The 18,850-nt window shown below is 61.6% G+C and carries 19 protein-coding genes; 5 read left to right on the forward strand and 14 right to left on the reverse strand.

What is annotated here, in order from left to right; translation table 11 throughout:
• Positions 1-2: 2 nt before the first annotated feature.
• The 6 genes from rbsD to CGA22_RS16480 are packed head-to-tail and all read right to left on the reverse strand — an operon-like array spanning position 3 to position 5,905.
• On the reverse strand, positions 3-407 hold the full coding sequence (gene rbsD / locus CGA22_RS16455) for a D-ribose pyranase (RefSeq protein ID WP_024779379.1): 405 nt from the start codon (positions 405-407) through the stop codon (positions 3-5).
• On the reverse strand, positions 404-1,318 hold the full coding sequence (gene rbsK, locus CGA22_RS16460) for a ribokinase (protein WP_041024375.1): 915 nt from the start codon (positions 1,316-1,318) through the stop codon (positions 404-406). Before rbsK ends, rbsD begins: the two co-directional genes overlap by 4 nt.
• Positions 1,319-1,341: 23 nt before the next feature.
• Positions 1,342-2,361 (reverse strand): LacI family DNA-binding transcriptional regulator, encoded by a 1,020-nt coding sequence (locus CGA22_RS16465; RefSeq protein ID WP_041024376.1) that lies wholly within the window; start codon positions 2,359-2,361, stop codon positions 1,342-1,344.
• A 3-nt stretch (positions 2,362-2,364) separates the two neighbouring features.
• Entirely contained in the window at positions 2,365-3,342 is a 978-nt protein-coding gene (locus tag CGA22_RS16470) for an ABC transporter permease (protein ID WP_041024377.1), read from the reverse strand.
• Positions 3,339-4,892, reverse strand: a complete 1,554-nt coding sequence (locus CGA22_RS16475) for a sugar ABC transporter ATP-binding protein (RefSeq protein ID WP_041024378.1) — start codon at positions 4,890-4,892, stop codon at positions 3,339-3,341. The genes CGA22_RS16470 and CGA22_RS16475 overlap by 4 nt, the downstream gene beginning before the upstream one ends.
• A 56-nt stretch (positions 4,893-4,948) precedes the next feature.
• On the reverse strand, positions 4,949-5,905 hold the full coding sequence (locus CGA22_RS16480; RefSeq protein ID WP_041024379.1) for a sugar ABC transporter substrate-binding protein: 957 nt from the start codon (positions 5,903-5,905) through the stop codon (positions 4,949-4,951).
• 287 nt (positions 5,906-6,192) lie between these two features.
• Between CGA22_RS16480 and CGA22_RS16485 the strand changes: the two genes are divergently transcribed.
• Both CGA22_RS16485 and CGA22_RS16490 read left to right on the forward strand, forming a co-directional pair.
• Positions 6,193-6,492 carry a DUF1654 domain-containing protein gene (locus CGA22_RS16485; protein ID WP_052435195.1) on the forward strand — a complete coding sequence of 100 codons (300 nt, stop codon included), beginning with the start codon at positions 6,193-6,195 and terminating at the stop codon, positions 6,490-6,492.
• Positions 6,493-6,497: 5 nt separating this feature from the next.
• Positions 6,498-7,187 carry an endonuclease gene (locus CGA22_RS16490; protein ID WP_041024381.1) on the forward strand — a complete coding sequence of 230 codons (690 nt, stop codon included), beginning with the start codon at positions 6,498-6,500 and terminating at the stop codon, positions 7,185-7,187.
• Positions 7,188-7,322: 135 nt separating this feature from the next.
• Here the strand turns inward: CGA22_RS16490 and CGA22_RS16495 are convergent, their stop codons facing one another.
• The gene (locus tag CGA22_RS16495; RefSeq protein WP_041021516.1) at positions 7,323-7,688 is read right to left on the reverse strand and encodes an SPOR domain-containing protein; all 366 of its coding nucleotides are present in this window, start codon (positions 7,686-7,688) and stop codon (positions 7,323-7,325) included.
• Between the two features lie 248 nt (positions 7,689-7,936).
• Between CGA22_RS16495 and csrA the strand changes: the two genes are divergently transcribed.
• Positions 7,937-8,131 (forward strand): carbon storage regulator CsrA, encoded by a 195-nt coding sequence (csrA, locus tag CGA22_RS16500; RefSeq protein WP_003179932.1) that lies wholly within the window; start codon positions 7,937-7,939, stop codon positions 8,129-8,131.
• A gap of 196 nt (positions 8,132-8,327) precedes the next feature.
• On the opposite strand, the gene CGA22_RS16505 is transcribed toward csrA, so the two are convergent.
• The 3 genes from CGA22_RS16505 to CGA22_RS16515 form a co-directional block, all read right to left on the reverse strand.
• The gene (locus tag CGA22_RS16505) at positions 8,328-8,783 is read right to left on the reverse strand and encodes a DUF2214 family protein (protein ID WP_041021517.1); all 456 of its coding nucleotides are present in this window, start codon (positions 8,781-8,783) and stop codon (positions 8,328-8,330) included.
• Between the two features lie 315 nt (positions 8,784-9,098).
• Positions 9,099-10,481: a cysteine--tRNA ligase gene (gene cysS / locus CGA22_RS16510; RefSeq protein WP_041021518.1), complete on the reverse strand. Its 1,383-nt coding sequence runs from the start codon at positions 10,479-10,481 to the stop codon at positions 9,099-9,101.
• Between the two features lie 21 nt (positions 10,482-10,502).
• Positions 10,503-12,200, reverse strand: coding sequence for a glutamine--tRNA ligase/YqeY domain fusion protein (locus CGA22_RS16515; protein ID WP_041021519.1), 1,698 nt, complete (start codon positions 12,198-12,200; stop codon positions 10,503-10,505).
• A 250-nt stretch (positions 12,201-12,450) separates the two neighbouring features.
• Here CGA22_RS16515 and CGA22_RS16520 point away from each other — a divergent pair, with 250 nt between their 5' ends.
• Together CGA22_RS16520 and CGA22_RS16525 are read left to right on the forward strand one after the other, a co-directional pair.
• Positions 12,451-12,954, forward strand: a complete 504-nt coding sequence (locus tag CGA22_RS16520) for a peptidylprolyl isomerase (protein WP_041021520.1) — start codon at positions 12,451-12,453, stop codon at positions 12,952-12,954.
• Positions 12,951-13,703: a UDP-2,3-diacylglucosamine diphosphatase gene (locus CGA22_RS16525; protein WP_041021521.1), complete on the forward strand. Its 753-nt coding sequence runs from the start codon at positions 12,951-12,953 to the stop codon at positions 13,701-13,703. The genes CGA22_RS16520 and CGA22_RS16525 overlap by 4 nt, the downstream gene beginning before the upstream one ends.
• 142 nt (positions 13,704-13,845) lie before the next feature.
• On the opposite strand, the gene CGA22_RS16530 is transcribed toward CGA22_RS16525, so the two are convergent.
• The 4 genes from CGA22_RS16530 to CGA22_RS16545 all read right to left on the reverse strand — a co-directional run bounded on the left by CGA22_RS16530 (position 13,846) and on the right by CGA22_RS16545 (position 18,712).
• Entirely contained in the window at positions 13,846-15,375 is a 1,530-nt protein-coding gene (locus tag CGA22_RS16530) for a DHA2 family efflux MFS transporter permease subunit (protein WP_041021522.1), read from the reverse strand.
• A 182-nt stretch (positions 15,376-15,557) separates the two neighbouring features.
• Positions 15,558-16,757, reverse strand: a complete 1,200-nt coding sequence (locus CGA22_RS16535) for an efflux RND transporter periplasmic adaptor subunit (protein ID WP_041022603.1) — start codon at positions 16,755-16,757, stop codon at positions 15,558-15,560.
• 15 nt (positions 16,758-16,772) lie between these two features.
• Entirely contained in the window at positions 16,773-18,242 is a 1,470-nt protein-coding gene (locus CGA22_RS16540; RefSeq protein ID WP_041022604.1) for an efflux transporter outer membrane subunit, read from the reverse strand.
• On the reverse strand, positions 18,239-18,712 hold the full coding sequence (locus tag CGA22_RS16545) for a MarR family winged helix-turn-helix transcriptional regulator (RefSeq protein WP_041022605.1): 474 nt from the start codon (positions 18,710-18,712) through the stop codon (positions 18,239-18,241). The genes CGA22_RS16540 and CGA22_RS16545 overlap by 4 nt, the downstream gene beginning before the upstream one ends.
• Positions 18,713-18,850 lie beyond the last annotated feature (138 nt).

Below are 18,850 nucleotides of genomic sequence, written 5' to 3' on the forward strand. Positions count from 1 at the left end.
GTTTAGAAGGTGACTCCAGCAATCAGCACAACGTTGCAGTACGGAGAGCATTCTCCAGTGCGAATAATCGCTCGAGCCTGGCGGCTGAGGACCTTGAATTGCTCATGACTGACCAACTCCCGTGCCCCCATTGCACCTTCGGCCTGCAACGATTCGAGCGTCGACAGGGCCGAGGGTTGTTTATCGAAAATTTCAGTGGCCAGCACATGGCTTTCCACCTGCATTTCGCTGAGCACCACTTTCAGGGTACTGACGAAATCGGGAATGCCGTGGGTCAGGGCCAGGTCGATCAACTCGACCCCGGGAGGGACCGGCAGCCCGGCATCACCAATGACCACCTTATCGCCATGACCGAGGGAGGCGATCAGTCGTGAGAGGGCCACATTCAACAAGGGTGTCTTTTTCATGATTGGAAAGCCTGTACTTCCAGCAAAGTGGGGATGGAGGGCTGGGCCCCGACGCGGGTGACCGACAGCGCCGCGGCGACCTGACCGAAGCGAATCGCGTCGACTTCGCTCTTTCCATTGGCCAGGGCCGCCGCGAAGCCACCGACAAAGGTATCCCCCGCCGCCGTGGTGTCCACAGCCTTGACCCGCGGCGCCGGGAAGTGTTCGAAACTCGAGCCGTTGGCGAACATCAACCCCTGGGCGCCCAGTGTCACGACCACCTTGCCGGCGCCGGCGGCAATCAACTGCGCCGCGGCCGCTTCGGCGGTTTCCAGGGAGTCCACCGCCAACCCGCTCAGCATGGCGGCTTCGCTCTCATTGGGAATCAGGTAGTCGACACACGCGTACCAGTCGGCCGGCAGCGCACGGGAAGCCGGTGCCGGGTTGAGGATGACGATCTTGCCCAGCTCGCGGCCGCGCTTGAGTGCATGGCCGACCGTGACGTCGGGCACTTCAAGCTGGCAGATGATGACATCGGCGTCCTGCAGCGCCTGGTCGAAACCGTCCAGGACCTCAGGCGTGAGCGCACCATTGGCGCCGGCGACGATGACAATCGCATTCTGGCTGTTGTCGTCGACCACGATCAGCGCTACGCCGCTGGCTCCCTCCACGACACTGACGGCCTGGCAATCGATGCCCTCGGCCAGCAGCGCACCCCGCAATGCCTGGCCGTAGGCATCGCTGCCCACGCACCCGACCATGGACACCTGCGCCCCCAGGCGCGCGGCAGCCACCGCCTGGTTGGCGCCCTTGCCCCCCGCAATGGTGGAGAACGACTCGCCGATCAGCGTTTCACCGCCCCGGGGCAGACGCGGCGCGCGCGTCACCAGGTCCATGTTCAGGCTGCCAATTACCACTACTTTTGCAGACATACGTCACTACTCATCCATTCGGTTCAGCGGTATTGGGCGAATGCGCCGGACAGCGGCGCGGTCGACTCCCGCAAGACAATGCTGGGCGTCACGATCCGTTGATCAGTGACAAGCCCGGGCGTGGCGATCCGCCGTAACAACACTTCTGCCGCCATCTCGCCAAGTTGCAGGATCGATTGTCCCACCGTGGTCAGCGCAGGGTAGACATAGCGGCTCATCTGGATATCGTCGAAACCGATGACCGACAGCTCGCTGGGCACCCGCACATTGCGCTCGGCGGCGGCTCGCAGTACACCGATGCCAATCATGTCGTTGGCCGCAAAAATCGCGCTGGGGGGCTGGCGTTCAAGCAACTCGGCTGCGGCGCGGTAACCGCCCGTGCTGGTGAAATCGCTTTCGAACATGCGCTCGACGGGCAACTCGATCCCCGCCTCCTTCAGCGCACGGCAGTAACCGGCCAGGCGCATCTGCGCCACGCTGGTGTCCGCCGGCCCACCGATAAAGGCGATATCGTGGTGCCCCAACTCCAGCAGGTGCCGGGTCGCCAGGTACGCGCCGTATTCGTGATCGATGCGCACCAGGTCCGCATCGACGCCATCCAGCCCACGGTCGACGATAACCATGGGCGTGCGCACCCCGGCCAGTCCCTGGGCCAGGCCGACGTCGCCACCGGCGGAAGCGACGATCAGGCCATCAATGCGTTTTTCCAGCAGCACCCGCAGGTAACTGCGCTGCTTGTCCGGGTTGTCGTCGGAGTTGCACAGGATCACGCAATAACCGTTGCGCTCGCAGTAATCCTCGATCCCCCGGGCCAGTTCGGCAAAGTAAGGGTTGAGGCTGTTGGGCACCAGCAGGCCGATGGTCGCCGTGGTCTTGGCCTTGAGGGAACGGGCCACCGCACTGGGTACATAATCGAGGCGCTTGATCGCTGCCTCGACCTTGAGCCGCACCTCTTCGCTGACCGGCCGGGTCTTGTTTACGACATGGGACACCGTCGTATAGGAAATCCCCGCGAGCGCCGCTACATCCTTGATCGTCGCCATGGCTCAGGACCGCCGGCTGGCGCGCTGGCTGCGGTAGGTGTCCAGCACCACCGCGACCACGATCACTGCACCGGTAATGATGCGCTTGGTCGGCTCGGTCGCGCCGATCTGCGCCAGGCCCGCCGCCAGCACGGAGATGATCAACACGCCAAAGAAGGTACTGATGACCGAACCGCGCCCGCCCATCAGGCTGGTACCACCGATCACCACGGCGGCAATGACCTGCAGCTCGAGCCCGGAACCCGCATTCGGGTCCGCCGCTTCCAGACGGGAAATCTGGAACAGCGCCGCCACACCGGCCAGCAAGCCCATCAGGCTGAATACCAGGATCTTGTAGGGTTTCGGATTGATACCTGCCAGACGCACCGCTTCTTCGTTGGTGCCGATGCCGATCAGGTAGCGACCGAACACCGTACGGGTCAGAACGGCCTGGGCAATGAAGATCACCAGCAGGGCAATGATGAAGGACGGTGAAATACCGAATGCAATCGGATTGGACAACCAGGCGAAGGAGTCGCCGATATAAGCCGTCCGGGACCCGGTCATCTGGTAAGCGAGGCCGCGGGCCATCTCCAGCACGCCCAGGGAGACGATGAACGATGGAATCCGCCATGCCACGGTAATCGAACCGGTAACGGTCCCCGCCAGCGCCGCCACGGCCATGCCCAGCAAGGCCGATGGCCAGACGCTCCAGCCCCAGCCGAGCACCGCGACGCTGACTGTCGAGGCCGCCAGCGCCAGCACCGAGCCCACCGACAGGTCGATGCCGCCGATGATCAGGATGAACGTCATGCCGACCGCCAGCACCATGAGGTCAGGGATCTGGTTCGCCAGGGTGCTGAACGTGTCATAGGAGAGGAAGTGGCTGCTCAGGACCGAGAACAGCGCGACCATGGCCAGCAGCGCGCCGGCCAGGCCCAGGTAGGTGCCGAGGCCGTAGAAGTTGCCACTCGGCTTGCTGACGGCAGATGCGGTTTTCATGAAAATTCCCTAGGCGCCGCTTCGTTGAGCAACGCGTCACGTTTCTGGTAGCCGGCGAATGCGGCGGCAAGCAAGTCATCCTGGGTCCAGCTGTCGCGCTCGAAGGTGTCGATCAGGCGTCCGGCGGACAGCACGCCGATCCGGTCACAGATCAGCATCAGCTCCCGCAGGTCGCTGGACACCACGACCAGCGCCTTGCCTTGCCGAGTCAATTCGCCGAGCAGCGCATAGATGTCGAATTTCGCGCCGACATCGATACCGCGGGTCGGCTCGTCGAACAACAGCACCGAGCAATCGCGTTCGAGCCAACGGCCGATCACCACCTTTTGCTGATTACCACCCGACAGCTCGGACACCAGTTGGGTCGGGCTGGAACTGCGGATGCGCATGGCATCGATCTGTCGCCGGGCCAGGGACAGTTCGTCATTGCCGTTGACGATACCGGCACTGGATATCTCCGGCATGTTACCCAAGGCGATGTTGGCGGCAATGGATTGGGTCAACAACAGGCCCTCGCCCTTGCGGTCCTCGGTGATCAAGGCAATGCCATGGGCCACCGCATCGGCCGGCGAACGGATATTGGCGACGGTGGCCGGCGAACCCAACGCCACGGTGCCGCTGTCGGCCGCATCGGCGCCGAAGATCAGCCGCAGCAGTTCGGTGCGACCTGCCCCGATCAGACCGGAGATGCCGAATATCTCGCCACTGCGGACTTCGAAGGACACATCGCGGACCTTGTCGGAACGGCTCAGACCCTTGACGGTCAGTGCCGGCGCGCCGATCTGCCGTGGGCCCAGGTCGATGTGCTCGCCCAGCTCCCGACCGACCATCAGCGTCACCAACTGCTCGCTGTTGTAATTGGCCATCGGCTCGACGCAGACCAGGTTGCCGTCGCGCAACACCGCAATGCGCTGGGCGACCCGTGCCAGTTCTTCGAGGCGATGGGAAATGTAGATGATCGAAACGCCCCGAGCCTGCAGGCGAGTGATCTGTTCGAACAGCATCTCGACCTCGCGCGCCGTCAACATGGCGGTCGGTTCGTCGAGAATCAGCACATGGCAATCGCCAATCAGGTTGCGGGCGATCTCGACCATCTGCTGGTGACCGATGCCCAGCTCGCCGACCAGGGTGTCAGGATCGATTGCATCGAGCCCCACCTGGGCCATGGCCTCCATGGCGGCTTTGCGCAATTGCTTGCGACTGATCCAGCCGCCGCGGCTGGGCAGGTTGTCCAGGAACAGGTTTTCGGCCACGGACAGGGTCGGCAGCAGGTTGAGTTCCTGCATCACCATCCGCACGCCCAGTTCTTCAGCCTGGGTACGACTGCCAGGGCGATAGTCCTGCCCCTGGAATTGCATCTGCCCGGTCGTCGGTGTCACCAGCCCACCGATGATCTTGGACAGGGTACTTTTACCGGCGCCATTTTCACCGGTCAGTGCCAGCACTTCACCGCGCATCAACGTCAGGTCGATGTCGGACAGTACCGGCTGGGCATAGGTTTTACCGATGCCACTGACAGTCAGGACAGCGTTCGGGTCGAAAACGGACATAAAGACTCTCCATGCGCTCGCCCGGATGGGCGAGCACCACTACATCGTCAGGACGATTACTTCGTAACCAGCTCGACCGGCGTTTCGATCACGCCATTGGCACCGCTGTCGACTTTCTCGCCCTTGAGGATCTTCAGGGCCGTCTCGATACCGAATACCGCCTGCTTGGCGGCAAACTGGTCGGCGGTCGCCAGGACACGACCGTCCTTGAGCATCGGTTTGATGGCATTGATGTTGTCGTAGCCGACCACTTGCACCTTGCCGGCCTTGCCCGCAGCGCGCACCGCGGATACCGCGCCGACCGCCATGCTGTCGTTACCGGCCAGCAACGCCTTGATGTTCGGGTATTCGCTGAGCATCGACGCGGCCACCTGGTTGCCCTTGTTGATCTCCCAGTCGCCCGATTGCAGGGAAACGACCTTGACCTGCGCCGCTTCCATTGCATCCTTGAAGCCTGCGGTTCGCGCCTGGGCATTGGTGGTGGTGGACACGCCCTCGATGATGCCGACCTCGTCACCGGCCTTGAGCTGCTTGGCGAGGTATTCACCGACCAGGCGCGCGCCCTTGCGGTTGTCGGGGCCTACGAACGGCACGTTGATGTTCTTGCTCTTGACCACGGCGGGATCGAGCTGGTTGTCAATGTTGATGACTGTGATACCGGCGTCGACGGCTTTCTTGATCACCGGCACCATGGCCTTGGAGTCGGCGGGCGCGATGATGAGGGCGTCGACCTTGGAGACGATCATCTGCTCGACGATGCGGATCTGGTTGGCGGTGTCGGTTTCATCCTTGATCCCGTTGGAGATCAGGTCGAAATCGGCGGAGTGTTCCTTCTGATAGGCCTTGGCGCCGTCTTCCATGGTCAGGAAGAATTCGTTGGCCAGGGATTTCATGACCAGGGCGACCTTGGGTTTTTCAGCGGTCTGGGCGAATGCCGAGGAGAATGGCAATGCAGTGGAGGCGGCCGCGAGCATGGCGACAGCGAGAAGGCGTCCAGCGAATGGCAACTTCATGGGTTCACTCCGATCTTATGATTATTGTGAGCAAATCAGTGCACGGAACGCCGCGCAAACGTTTGCGTGAAGTGAACTATGGTAAGGCTTTGGGGATTTGTCAACGTTGCGGTTGCGTTCGCAGAGTCTTGGATCACGCCACCGCTTCGAACCCATCGCGCCGGACAGCGTACCTGAAGTTACCGCTGTCGGCTTTTCGGTCTCAGCGATAAATAATCATTTTTTCCCACACCAAAACGTCAAAAGCGCTGTCAGACGATTTTCTTGAATTTTAAGCAGTTGCGTAAATGCCTACGGTTAAATACTGTATGCACGTACAGCTTAATGAGGATAATCCTGTGGCCACGCCCTCCGCTGCAACTACCCCCTTAGACTCCTATACAAAACTTGGCCTGCGGGTCTCGAAAATCATCAACGCCCCCACCGCACAAAAAGCCAAGGCAGCCCTGATCTTTCGCCTTCCCGACGAGCCCATGGAGGAATGGGAGCGCCTGCTGGAAGAAATCGACGAGAACGACAACGTGACCCTCGCCTATCGCGACGATGGTGGTGTGCAGGTTTTCTGGGTTGTGCCGAAGGAAGATTGAGTCCGATGAATGTCCGCTGTGTTGCTTTACTGCTTGTGCTCATCGCCACAGGCGCCCAGGCCGGGGCCCCTCGTACCTTCAACGAAGCCAAGAAAGTCGCCTGGAAACTCTACGCCCCGCAATCCACCGAGTTCTATTGCGGCTGCAAGTACACCGGCAATCGCGTCAACCTGGCGGCCTGCGGTTATGTGCCGCGCAAGAACGCCAGTCGTGCCGCCCGTATCGAGTGGGAACATATCGTTCCGGCGTGGCAGATCGGTCATCAGCGTCAGTGCTGGCAACAAGGCGGGCGCAAGAACTGCACCCGCTACGACCCGGTCTATCAACGGGCCGAAGCCGATCTTCACAACCTGGTGCCCAGCATCGGGGAAGTGAATGGTGATCGGAACAACTTCAGCTTCGGCTGGCTGCCGGTGCAGAAGGGCCAGTACGGCTCATGCCTGACCCAGGTGGATTTCAAGGCGAAGAAAGTCATGCCCCGCCCGTCCATCCGGGGGATGATCGCCCGAACGTATTTCTACATGAGCAAGCAATATGGCCTGCAGCTGTCGAAACAGGACCGGCGCCTCTACGAAGCCTGGGACAAGACTTACCCGGTGGAAGGCTGGGAGCGCCAGCGCAACCAGAGCGTGGCCTGCGTCATGGGACGTGGTAACGAGTTCGTGGGCCCGGTGGACCTGAAAGCCTGCGGCTGACCTTGCATTCGTGAACAGCACAAAGCAACTGTGGGAGCGAACCTGCTCGCGATAGCGGTATGTCAGCTATTTCAGCAGCGACTGATTCACCGCTATCGCGAGCAGGCTCGCTCCCACAGGGTTTGTGCTACCCGATCATTGAGGCGTCGGGAAATCCACCACCTGCGTCTCGATGTTGCGCTTCTTGGCACGAACCAGGGCGGCAGTGACCTGCTCTTGCTTGGCCTCAGCCTCGGCCCTGGAGCTGAACGGTCCGACCAGGACCCGCTCCTTGCCATTTTCCCTGACCACGCTCGACATGAAGCTGTGCTCGATCAGCCACCCGGTCAGATCGCTGACAGCCTGCGGCGTCTCGCCCCGAACCTCGACCCCCCATTGCGGCGCAGCAGCGACTGCCGGTGCGGAGGACGCTGCTGGCTTCGGCTTCGGTGCTTCGACTTCACGCCCCTCACCACATCCCGCCAGCATCAGCACCGCGATAACCCAAGCCAATTTGCGCACAACGTTTCCTCTGGAAGACATGAGGGAAAGATTTTAGCACTCACATCCACCAAGAACCCCGCAAACAGTACGCAAAACACGAGAATCCTGCCCGGTCTCTCTGTATAGTCGCACCCTGGGAATTAATGCTGCATCTGCACGTCAGAAAGAGGCACCCACATTGTGACACTTAGCACTAATCTATAAGCAGTACCGACATCTGCACTGTCTGAATCAGGTGCCCTAATAAAGTAATCAAGGAGAACACCATGCTGATACTCACCCGCAAAGTCGGTGAAAGCATAAACATTGGTGACGACATCACGATCACCATTCTGGGCGTTAGCGGCCAACAGGTCCGGATCGGCATCAATGCCCCGAAAAACGTTGCAGTGCATCGCGAAGAGATCTATCAGCGCATTCAGGCGGGCCTCACTGCCCCCGACAAGCCGCAAACTCCCTGAGCCTTGCAGCAGTCCGTTAGCCAGCCCGTTTGCATCATCGCAATGGCTGGCTAAAGATTCAGGCCGTCCGTGCCTCCCCGCATCACCCCGCCCCTGCTTTTGCATCCACCCCGTGAAACCGATATTAATGCCATGACTCGTAGCATGGCTGTCGGACGTTTCGTTTTAATGGCGGTGAAGCGGGCGTTCGCGCTGATCAGCCGAAACTCACGCCCCGAGCCATGCCAGTGGCGGCAATCACCATCAACATCAGCAGCAAGGCCTCGATGTGGCTGATCCGGGCCAAGCGGCCGGCCCTTGAAGCATCGACCGTCGCCCCTTTGCCCAGCGCTACCCGCCATTTGATCAAGGTGATCATCGGCACGAGTTCAAGCAGCAGGATCAACAGGAGCAAGGTCATCTTCAGGTGAAACAACGGTTGATGCAGGTAATAGTCCGAACCCTTTTCATAGCCACCGAAAGCGCGCATCCCGCCGGTCACCAGCAGGACCAGGGCCGACAGGCCCCACACGGTATCTGCCATCAATACATTTCGAACCGCATCCGCACCACCGGCCAGGCGTCGCAGCGCCGTACCGCGCGTAAGCACTGCCCATAAGCCGAGGGCGAACGCCAGGAGATGAATTGCCGCGAGAGACCAATGAGCCAACATGGAGGGTACCCGTCAGAGAGAACGTCGAATCGACCTGACAGTACTAGCTCATAAAAGAAAGATCGGGAGGTTAGACACAAAAAATTGTGGGAGCGGGCTTGCTCGCGATAGCGGTCCAACATTCAACGAAGAGGCTGACTGATCTGACGCCATCGCGAGCAGGCTCGCTCCCACACTGTTCCGGGGTGAACCCGCTATCAAAACTCACCCCGACTTCTGTGGGAGCGAGCCTGCTCGCGATAGCGGTCCAGCATTCAACGAAGGTGGTGACTGATCTGACGCCATCGCGAGCAGGCCCGCTCCCACACGAAGGCCTTAGTCAGCCAAGCGCCAGGTCGTCCCGCCCTTCCCGTCTTCCAACACAACGCCCATGGCGGTGAGCTGGTCGCGGATGCGGTCGGATTCGGCCCAGTCCTTGTTGGCCCGCGCGGTCAGGCGCGCCTGGATCAATGCCTCGACCTCGGCAGCGTCCACACGGCCTTCGGCGCCGGCCTGGAGGAAGTCGTCCGCCTCGAGCTGCAACACGCCCAGCACACTGGCCAGTTCCTTCAAGCGCGCCGCCAGGCCCGCCGCCGCATTGAGATCGCTCTCACGCAGGCGGTTGATCTCGCGCACCATCTCGAACAGTACCGCGCACGCTTCCGGCGTACCGAAGTCGTCATTCATCACCTCGGTAAACCGCGCCACGAATGCCTCGCCACCGGCAGCCGGCACGTTCGGCAGGCCTTTCAACGCATGGTAGAAACGCTCCAGGGCGCCCTTGGCATCCTTGAGGTTGTCTTCCGAGTAGTTGATGGCGCTGCGGTAGTGGCTCGACACCAGCAAGTAACGCACGACCTCGGGGTGGTACTTGTCGAGCACGTCGCGGATGGTGAAGAAGTTGTTCAAGGACTTGGACATCTTCTCGCCGTTGATCCGGATCATGCCGCAATGCATCCACGCGTTGGCGTAGGTCTTGCCGGTGGCCGCTTCGCTCTGGGCGATCTCGTTTTCGTGGTGCGGGAACTCCAGGTCGCTGCCGCCGCCATGAATGTCGAAGGTCTCACCCAGGCAGCAGGTGGACATCACCGAGCATTCGATGTGCCAGCCCGGACGGCCCTTGCCCCACGGCGAATCCCAGCTCGGCTCACCCGGCTTGGCGGCTTTCCACAAGACGAAATCCAGCGGGTCCTGTTTCGACTCGCCGACTTCGATCCGGGCGCCGATGCGCAGGTCCTCGATCTTCTTGCGCGACAGCTTGCCGTAGCCCATGAACTTGCCGACGCGGTAGTACACGTCGCCGTTGCCCGGTGCGTAGGCATAACCCTTGTCGATCAGGGCCTGGATCATCGCGTGCATGCCGGGGATATGATCGGTGGCCCGCGGCTCCATGTCCGGCTTGAGGATATTGAGGCGCGCCTCATCCTCGTGCATCGCCGCGATCATGCGCTCGGTCAACGCCTCGAACGACTCGCCGTTCTCGTTGGCGCGGTTGATGATCTTGTCGTCGATGTCGGTGATGTTGCGTACATACGTCAGGTCATAACCGCTGAAACGCAGCCAGCGGGTCACCAGGTCGAAGGCGACCATGCTGCGGCCGTGGCCCAGGTGGCAGAAGTCGTACACGGTCATGCCGCACACGTACATGCGCACCTTGTTGCCATCCAGCGGCTTGAAGACTTCTTTGCTCTTGGTGAGCGTGTTGTAGATCGTAAGCACAGGGTTTCCCTTAAGACTTGATCACTGACCCCAGGAATCGCGCAAGGTCACGGTACGGTTGAAGACCGGAGCACCGGGTTTCGAGTCCTTGATATCCGCGCAGAAGTAGCCTTCGCGCTCGAACTGGAAACGGTCTTCCGGCTGTGCGTTGCCCAGCGAGGGTTCGGCACGACAACCAGTGAGCACTTGCAGGGAGTCAGGGTTGATGTTGTCCAGGAAGCTGGCGCTGTCTTCGGCCTTTTCCGGGTTCGGCGAACGGAACAGGCGATCGTACAGGCGCACTTCACACTCGACGCTGGCGGCGGCCGGCACCCAGTGGATCACGCCCTTGACCTTGCGACCTTCCGGGTTCTTGCCCAGGGTGTCGGGATCGTACGAGCAACGCAGCTCGACGATATTGCCGTCGGCATCCTTGATGGCTTCGTCGGCACGGATCACGTAGCTGCCGCGCAAACGCACTTCACCGGCGGGTTCCAGGCGCTTGTAGCCTTTTGGCGGCTCTTCCATGAAGTCTTCACGGTCAATGTAGATTTCCCGGGCGAACGGCAGGACGCGCACGCCCATGTCTTCTTTCGGGTGGCGAGGCAGCTCGAGGTTCTCGACCTGACCTTCCGGATAATTGGTGATGACAACCTTCAGCGGACGCAGCACGCACATGGCGCGCGGAGCGCTCTGGTCCAGGTCCTCGCGGATGCTGAATTCCAGCATGCCGAAGTCCACCACGCCGTCGGAACGGTTGGTGCCGACCATCTCGCAGAAGTTGCGGATCGATTTCGGCGTATAGCCCCGACGACGGAAGCCCGACAGCGTCGACATGCGCGGGTCGTCCCAGCCGTTGACGTGCTTTTCATCCACCAGCTGCTTGAGCTTGCGCTTGCTGGTAATGGTGTAGTTCAGGTTCAGGCGGCTGAATTCGTACTGGCGCGGGTTGGCCGGCACCGGCAGGTGCTCGAGGAACCACTCGTACAACGGACGATGGCTTTCGAACTCCAGGGTGCAGATCGAGTGGGTGATGCCTTCGATGGCGTCCGACTGACCGTGGGTGAAGTCATAGTTCGGGTAGATGCACCACTTGTCACCGGTCTGGTGGTGATGGGCGTGACGGATGCGGTACATGATCGGGTCGCGCAGGTTCATGTTCGGCGAGGCCATGTCGATCTTGGCCCGCAGCACCCGCGCGCCGTCCGGGAATTCGCCGGCGCGCATGCGGGCGAACAGGTTCAGGTTCTCCTCCACGCTGCGATCACGGAACGGGCTGTTCCGGCCCGGCTCGGTCAGGCTGCCACGGTATTCCCTGGCCTGCTCCGGCGTCAGGTCGCAGACATAGGCCTTGCCGGCCCTGATCAGCTCGACGGCCCAGTCGTGCAACTGGTCGAAATACTGCGAGGCATAGCGCACTTCACCGGACCATTGGAAACCCAGCCACTTGACGTCGCTTTCGATCGCGTCGATGTATTCCTGGTCTTCCTTGGCCGGGTTGGTGTCGTCGAAACGCAGGTGCGTGACGCCACCGAACTCCTCGGCCAGGCCGAAGTTCACGCAGATCGACTTGGCGTGGCCGATGTGCAGGTAGCCGTTGGGCTCCGGCGGGAAACGGGTGACGATCTGTGTGTGCTTACCCGAATCCAGGTCCGCCTGGATGATCGGGCGCAGGAAATTGACCGGTACGGCCGGGCCGGTCTTCGAATTCGAGGTAGGGTCGACAGTGGGCTTGCTCATAGGATCCTTGAACTTACAAGTGCGCGGCCGGGTGCGGCCTGATAAATCAAAGCCCGTATCATAGCCGATGCTGTCAAGCCGCTGACAGGCCAGGCCGGCAAACGATTGAATTTAATCGGCCGCCGGGTGAAAAACCGCCTCGAATTTCGTGCCTGGCACGCTAAACTGCCCAACCTGGCCGATTGCAGCCGGACCCGGTTGCGGGCTTCCGGGCCCCGAAACCCACGAATTCCTAGAAAGAGTAGTCATCATGAGCAAAGTCAAACTGACCACCAACCACGGCGACATCGTCCTGGAACTGAACGCCGAGAAGGCGCCGAAGACCGTTGCCAACTTCCTTGAGTACGTCAAGAAGGGTCACTACGAAAACGTCGTGTTCCACCGCGTGATCAAGGGTTTCATGATCCAGGGCGGTGGTTTCGAGCCTGGCATGCAGGAAAAGAAGGACAAGAGCCCGAGCATCCAGAACGAAGCCGACAACGGCCTGCCGAACAAGAAATACTCCATCGCCATGGCGCGCACCATGGATCCGCATTCGGCATCGGCCCAGTTCTTCATCAATGCCAGCGACAACAGCTTCCTCAACCACACTGCCAAGACCGCTCAGGGCTGGGGCTATGCGGTATTCGGTGAAGTGATCGAAGGCCAGGACGTGGTCGACAAGATCGAAGGCGTTGCCACCACTTCCAAGGCCGGCCACCAGGACGTTCCGAAGGATGACGTGATCATCGAGAAAGCCGAGATCATTGAGTGATCCTACTGATTTCAGATTTGCATCTGGAAGAGGAGCGCCCGGACATCACCCGGGCGTTTCTGGATCTACTCGCCACCCGCGCCCGCTCGGCGCAGGCGTTGTACATTCTCGGCGACTTCTTCGAAGCGTGGATCGGTGACGATGCCATGACGCCGTTCCAGCGTTCCATCTGCCAGGCCCTGCGCGAACTCAGCGACAGCGGCACGGCCATTTTCCTGATGCATGGCAATCGCGACTTCATGCTGGGGCAAGCCTTCTGCAAAGCGGCCGGCTGCACCCTGATCAAGGACCCGAGTGTCGTGCAATTCAACGGCGAACCGGTGCTGCTGATGCACGGCGACAGCCTCTGCACCCGCGACGAAGGCTACATGAAGCTGCGGCGCTGGCTGCGCAACCCAGTCACGCTGTTCATCCTGCGTCACCTGCCACTGGGCAGTCGCCAGAAGCTGGCGCGCAAGCTGCGCAGTGAAAGCACGACCCAGGTGCGGATGAAAGCCAACGACATCGTAGATGTCACCCCCGAGGAAATTCCGCGGATCATGCAGCACTATGGCGTGAAGACCCTGATCCACGGCCACACCCACCGCCCCGCCATTCATAAGCTGCAACTCGGCGAACACGCCGCCCGGCGCATTGTGCTGGGGGATTGGGATAAGCAGGGTTGGGCGTTGCAGGTGGATGAACAGGGGTTTGCGTTGGCGCCGTTTGGATTTGCCCCGCCGCCACAGCTGGCAGCCCCCACCCACTGACAGCCACAGCCCTCCTTGTGGGAACGACCTGTGGGAGCAAAGCTTGCTCGCGATAACTATCGCCGCCAGCATGGATGTTGACTGACACACCGCTGTCGCGAGCAAGCTTTGCTCCCACAGCGGATTGTGTTTCAGGTCCCGATCAGTGCCCGCTGGCCGCCGGCCCCGCTTTCGCCGCAAACGGCGGCTTCGCCAGCCACACCAGTACGATCAAGCCCATGAACGCCCAGCCCAGCAGCGTGAAGTAATCCACGGTGGAGAGCATGTACGCCTGGCTGGTCAGAATGTGATCGAGCTGGGCATAGGCCGGTGGGTTCGCGCCGCCGAGCTGGTTGAGCGCCTCGCGGGTGGCCGGGTCGAAGGTGCTGATGTTCTCGCTCAGGTACGCATGGTGCTGGTCCGCCCGACGGATCCAGATCCAGGTGGTCAGGGACGCGGCAAAGCTGCCCCCCAGGGTCCGCAGGAATGTGGCCAACCCCGCGCCGTCGGCAATCTGGTGCGGCGGCAGGTCGGACATCAGGATGCTCAGGGTCGGCATGAAGAACAGCGCCACCCCGATCCCCATGAACAGCTGCACCAGGGCGATGTGCTGGAAGTCCACTTCGTTGGTAAACCCGGCGCGCATGAAACAGCTAAGGCCGATGGCCAGGAACGCCAACCCGGCCAGCAGGCGCAGGTCGAATTTATGGGCGTACTTGCCGACGAAGGGCGACATCAACACCGGCAGGATACCGATGGGCGCCACGGCCAGCCCGGCCCAGGTGGCGGTGTAGCCCATCTGCGTCTGCAACCATTGCGGCAGGATCAGGTTGATGCCGAAGAACCCGGCATAGCCGCCCACCAGCACAATGGTGCCGATACGAAAGTTGCGATAGGCGAACAAGCGGAGATTGACCACCGGGTGACGGTCGGTCATTTCCCAGATCACGAACACGGCCAGGGCAACCAGCGAAATCAAGGCCCCCATGATGATGAAGTTCGACTCGAACCAATCCAGGTCGTTGCCCTTGTCGAGAATCACCTGGAGCGCGCCGACGCCGATGATCAGCGTGATCAGCCCGACGTAGTCCATCGGCTGATAACTGGTCACCACCGGCCGCGCCTTGAGCTGCTGGCGCACCACCATCACCGCAAAGACCCCGATGGGCACGTTGATGAAGAAGATCCACGGCCAGCTGTAGCTGTCAGTGATCCATCCACCCAGGATCGGCCCGGCAATCGGCGCCACCACCGTGACCATCGCCAGCAACGCCAGGGCCATCCCCCGCCTCGCGGGTGGATACACGGCAATCAGCAAGGTCTGGGTCATCGGGTACAGCGGCCCGGCCACCAGGCCCTGGAGCACGCGGAAGCCGATCAACTCCGGCATCGACGTGGAAATGCCGCACAGGAACGACGCAAGCACGAACAGCATGGTTGCCCATAAAAACAGCTTCACCTCGCCAAACCGACGGCTCAACCAGCCGGTCAGCGGGAGCGCGATGGCGTTGCTCACCGCGAACGAAGTGATCACCCAGGTGCCCTGCTCCGAACTGACGCCCAGGTTGCCGGAAATGGTCGGCAAGGCGACGTTGGCAATGGTGGTGTCGAGCACTTGCATGAACGTCGCCAGCGACAGCCCGATGGTACTGAGCAACAGGCTGGGCGGCGAGAAAGATGCGTTATTGCTCATTGCGAAATCCTAGGAAGCGAAACGGACGTGAAACTCGCAGACGAATCCGGCGAAGAGAGGCCACCCCTGTGGGAGCGAGCCTGCTCGCGATAGCGGTGTATCAGATGACATAAAAGTCGACTGTCATGCCGCCATCGCGAGCAGGCTCGCTCCCACAGGTCGATAGATGTCTCACCTGATCATCAACGCTGCGCAGTCTTGCTCGCGGCGGCGCTGTTTTCGTGGATCAGGCGCGTGATCATCGCGTCGGCATCGGCCAGCTGGCGCTCGTAGACCTGGGTGCTGAACGAAGCCTTCTGCGGAGGTTGCTGGGCCAGGACCGGGCCGCTTTGATCGCGGAGGTTGACGCTGACCTCGGTGGACAGCCCGACCCGCAACGGATGCTTGGCCAGCTCCTGGGCGTTAACATGGATGCGCACCGGCACCCGCTGGACGATCTTGATCCAGTTACCGGTGGCGTTCTGCGCCGGCAGCAAGGCAAACGCACTGCCCGTTCCCGCGCCGAGGCTGTCGACGGTGCCGCTGAACTTCACATCGCTGCCGTAGAGGTCGGTTTCGATCTCTACCGGCTGGCCGATGCGCATTTCACGCAGCTGGGTTTCCTTGAAGTTGGCGTCGATCCACAACTGATCCAGTGGAATCACGGCCATCAGCGCCGTGCCCGGCTGCACTCGTTGCCCCAGTTGTACGGTGCGCTTGGCGACATAACCGGTGACCGGCGCAATCAACGTGCTGCGGGCATCGGCCAGGTAGGCCTGGCGCAACTGTGCGGCGGCGGCCTGCACGTCGGGATGGGACGACACCACGGTGTCATCCACCAGCGCACTGGTGGTCTTGAGTTGTTGCCGGGCATTGGCCAGGGCGTTCTGCGCCGAGGTCAGGTCATCCCGAGCGTGGGACAGTTCTTCCTGGGAGATCGCCCCGCCGGCCGCCAGGTTGCGGCGTCGATTGTAGTTCTCCTGGGCCTTCTGCACCTCGGCCTCCTGCGCATTGACCTGCGCACGCATGCCGTCGACATTGCTGTACAACCCACGCACCTGGCGGACCGTGCGGGCCAGATTGGCCTGGGCACTTTGCAGGCCGACCTCGGCGTCGTTCGGGTCGAATTGCACCAGCACCTGGCCTTCGCGCACCAGGTCGCCATCGTCGGCACCGATGCTCACCACCGTGCCGTTGACCTGTGGCGTGATTTCCACCACGTTGCCGTTCACATAGGCATCGTCAGTGCTTTCGCTCCAGCGACCGTACAGTTCATGCCAGGCCCAGACACCCAGGCCGGCGAGAATGACGATCACCGCCAGCGCCAGCAGCATCACCTTGCGCTTGCGTGGGTTGTTGTCCTGTTGGTTTTCGGACGCTTGAGTATTTTCTGCGGTGGCCATGACAAATACCTCGAATCAGTTATGCGGCGTGGCGGAGACCGCCGTGGCCGAGGCCAGGGTGTCGGTCTCGAAACCGCCACCCAGGGCCTGCATCAATTGGATCGACAAATCGATCTGCTCGGCGTTCAGAGTCGCCAGTTGGCGCTGGGCCTGGAGCAACTGCTGCTCGATGCTCAGCACGTCCAGATAATTGCCAATGCCCGAGCCGTAGCGCTGGACCACGGTGTCGTAGGAACTCTGGGCAATATCGGTGGCGTGTTGCTGGGCACCGATCTGCCGGGAGATATCGCGCAACTGGTTGATGGTGTCGCTGACGTCCCCAAGGGCCGTGACCAGGCTCTTGTTGTACTGCGCCACCGCCAGGTCATAGTCGGCATCCCGGGCATCCAGGTCCGCCCGCAGGCGTCCGCCGTCGAAAATCGGCAGCGACACCGTCGGCGCCACGTTGAAGAAGCGGCTGGCCGAACCGAACATCGCGTCACCCAACAAGGACTGCACCCCCGCCGCCGCACTCAGGTTGAGGTTGGGGTAGAAGTTGGTCTTGCCGGCTTCGATGCTCTTGCTCGCCGCCTCGACCCGCCAACGTGCCGCCACCAGGTCCGGGCGACGCCCCAGCAACTCGGCCGGCAGGTTCGACGGCAACGCGACAGCACTGGCTTGCAGCACGTTCGGCCGGGCAATTTCATTACCACGGTCAGGGCCCTTGCCCAGCAGCACCGCCAAGGCGATCTTGGCGCTTTGCAGGCGTTTTTCCGTGTCGATCAGGGTCGCGCTCGCACTGGCTTCCAGGCTTTCGGTCTGTTGGAACTGGTATTCGCTGTCGATCCCGGCAGTGAGACGACGCTTGCTCAGGTCCAGCATTTGCCGGGTGCGCTTGAGGTCTTCAGCGGCCAGGTCATGAATGATGTGGGCTTGCCCCAGGTCGCTGTAGGCCCGGGCCACGTCGGCGGCCAGGGTCAACTGCGCCGCCTGGCGGTCGATTTCCGCCGCGCGAGCCTGGCCCAATGCAGCCTCCCAGGCCGCCCGCTGGCCGCCCCAGAGGTCGAAGTTGTAATTGAAATCCACACTCAGTGAACGCAGGGTGCTGTACGCGCCGCCCTGCCCCGCCGGGTCCTGGTCACGGGCCAGTCGCGAACGGCTGACGCTGCCGCTGGCATCCAGGGTCGGCAAGCGCGCCGCGTTGGCGGCATAGGCGGCGGCACTGGCCTGATGCACCCGAGCGCCGGCGATCTGCATGTCCGGGCTGTCGCGCAGGGCTTCACGGATCAGGCCGTCGAGTTGCGGGTCGCCCAGGCTGGACCACCAGTCGCTTTTCGGCCACGAAGCCGGCGACAGCTTGACGCCATTGAGGGATTGTCCGGCCTTGAGGTTCTCGGCCTGGAGGCTGACGCCTTCGGTCTTCAGGCCGCTGTAGCTGGCACAGCCCGCGAGGCTCATGGCCAGCAGCACCAGGCTCAACCGGGTACGCAAGGTTTTACGCTTCATTTGTCCCCCAGTCGCAACACGGTGATGGGATCACCGGCAGCGAGCAATATTTTCTTGAGGATCTGTTCGAGAGTCTGCAACTCCTCGCGGCTGATGGCGCCAGCGAGTTGATTCATGGCATCGGCGCCGATGTAGGGCAGGCGATCGGCGAGCCCCTGGCCGGCTTCGGTCAGGACCAATCGCACCTGCCTGCGGTCCTCGGCCGAACGCTGGCGAACCAGGAAGCCCTTCTGCTCCAGGCGATCGAGCATCCGTGTCATCGAGCCACTGTCCAGGGACAGGTACCGGCACAGTTCGGCCGGCGTATCGATGCCGTGCTGGGCCATGATGATCAACACCTTGAACTGTGCGGCCGTGATGCCGACCGGTTCCATGTGGGTATCGATGATCCGGTCTTTGAGCAACGCGGCCCGTCCGAGCAGCATGCCGAGGTGACAGTTGTGGAATTCGTCTGGAGTGAAATGCTTCATCAGGACACCGTTTGCTGCCTAGGCAGTGAATGTATGTCGAGATATTACTGCTTAGGCAGCAAATGTCAAACAAATCGTTAGCAGGCTACATACAAGTCCGACGAACGCTGAAAAACCTGTGGGAGCGAGCCTGCTCGC

Origin of the sequence: Pseudomonas sp. PSB18, assembly GCF_014596565.1 — a bacterium.
Classification (GTDB): Bacteria; Pseudomonadota; Gammaproteobacteria; order Pseudomonadales; family Pseudomonadaceae; genus Aquipseudomonas.